The organism is Synergistaceae bacterium (genome assembly GCA_017444345.1).
GTDB lineage: Bacteria > Synergistota > Synergistia > Synergistales > Aminobacteriaceae > JAFUXM01.
Genome location: JAFSWW010000064.1, coordinates 1 through 1,924, shown reverse-complemented (window position 1 = coordinate 1,924; position 1,924 = coordinate 1). Strand labels below are relative to the sequence as shown.

The window sequence follows — 1,924 nt, the reverse complement described above, 5'->3', positions numbered from 1 at the left end:
TCTGGAGTCGCGTTTATAAAAAGTTTTTGGCAAGTATAAAAGTGTGTCGGCTACATTGTGTTATAATATTTACCTGCAAAAAAATTTTTTTCCCATTTTTATTATGAGAATAGAATTTTACTAATACTTTTACCAATACAAAAAAGTTAATCTTTCGCAGTTGTAGTAATTCTTCACACAAAAATTTAAAAATTTATCGCGCTAATTTATTCGTTATTGATGAAGTGCAGTTATTCAAAGTGTAATGACTATAAATCTTGCATTCGGGTAAAAATTTAATAATATTTTGCGTAATTTATTATGGAGGTTCATTTATTGTGAAAAACTTTTATTTTGCGGTATTAATAATTTTTCTGTTCTCGGCTGTTTCTTTCGCGTATGATGACAAAGATTTTTACGCCATTGAGATTAACGACGCAATTTTTTCGCGAATCAAGGGCAAATCTTACAAGGATAATTGCACTGTCCCATTAAGTGAGCTGCGATATTTGCACGTTCTTCACATAGGTTTTGACGGCGAGACTCACGAGGGCGAATTAATCTGCAATGTTTCAATAGCTGATGATTTGCTCGACATCTTCAAGAAATTATACAACGCTAAATATCAAATCGAGAAAATTAGACTCGTTGACGAATATAACGCCGATGATGAGCTTTCAATGCGTGATAATAATTCGTCGTGCTTTAACTTCAGGTTTATATCTCACACAACAAGAGTATCTAAACACGGTCTCGGTATAGCTATTGACATTAACACGCTTTATAATCCATATGTAAAAGTAGTCGGCGATAAAACAATAATCGAGCCTGCTACAGCTGGTGAATACGTTGACAGGACTAAAAATTTTCCTCACAAGATCGACGAGAATGATTTATGCTATAAACTTTTCACGGAACACGGTTTTGAATGGGGCGGACACTGGAAGACAGTAAAAGATTATCAGCACTTCGAGAAATAATTTGACGGGGCAGCTTCGATTAATTTCGGAGTTCCCCTTTCTATCGCAAAAAAATCCCCTGCCCATTAGAGACAGGACAGAGGAAAAAATTTTATTTCGCGAGATATTTATAAAAAGTTGAGTGTTCGTAATCGAATATAAGATATTGTCTTGCGAAAAATTTTATCATCCCATCAGTTAAATTATTCATTTTGCCGATGCTCAGTTCTGATTCGCGTATAATTTCGTAATGTTTACCCTTGAGAGTCTTCACAAGAGTCAATCCCGCACTTCTGTTGATTTCAAGTTGAGGAGTAACAGCCCCGATTATCAATGCTACTGCGAGAATAATTTTTCTTGTCCTGTTAGTACTCTCGAGCAAAAATTTTATCACGAACGTCATTAATATAAATAAAGCCGGAATCGAACCGCGCATTATAAAACTTGTATCTGCTAACTGAGAACAAGGCAGCAATAATAACTCTATCAGCACAACATAATAAAAATTGTATTTCGCCGCTGTCTTACCCATGATAATAAAGAATAGTCCGAACTCTAAGAAAATAAATAACGCGTAGTAAACATAATCTTCAAGTTTTTGCAGCAGGAAAACAGAACGGCTAGAGTCACTCCCGTTGCTGGATAAATAAAATATTCCGTAAATCACCAGCATTATAACCGGCACTGCTATATTTTGAAACGTTAAAGCGCTCTTAAATTTTCGTCCGTCGTGAAAAATTGAAGCTAACGAGATAGGCACCATCCCGAAAATAGCCCATGATGAATATGCAAATGTCAATGATGATAAAGCCTGAGAGTTTTTATTTGTGTGAAGCTGAAGAAGTAGAATTACAACGAGCCACGTTCCTATTGATTGATTGAATACCCAGAATAAAAGAGTTGTGTTAGAGGAGTATTGAAAGAGTCCCGACCACCATTCTATAGCACCCATAAAGATTTCCGGGACCTTGGGGGGGGGGGGGGGG

At 36.2% G+C, this 1,924-nt stretch carries 2 protein-coding genes; one reads left to right on the top strand and one right to left on the bottom strand.

Annotated features, from left to right (window positions below):
• Nucleotides 1-317: 317 nt before the first annotated feature.
• Nucleotides 318-959, top strand: coding sequence for a M15 family metallopeptidase (locus tag IJS99_04535; protein MBQ7561089.1), 642 nt, complete (start codon nt 318-320; stop codon nt 957-959).
• A 91-nt stretch (nt 960-1,050) separates the two neighbouring features.
• On the opposite strand, the gene IJS99_04530 is transcribed toward IJS99_04535, so the two are convergent.
• On the bottom strand, nt 1,051-1,924 hold an 874-nt coding region (locus tag IJS99_04530), incomplete at its 5' end, for a hypothetical protein (GenBank protein MBQ7561088.1).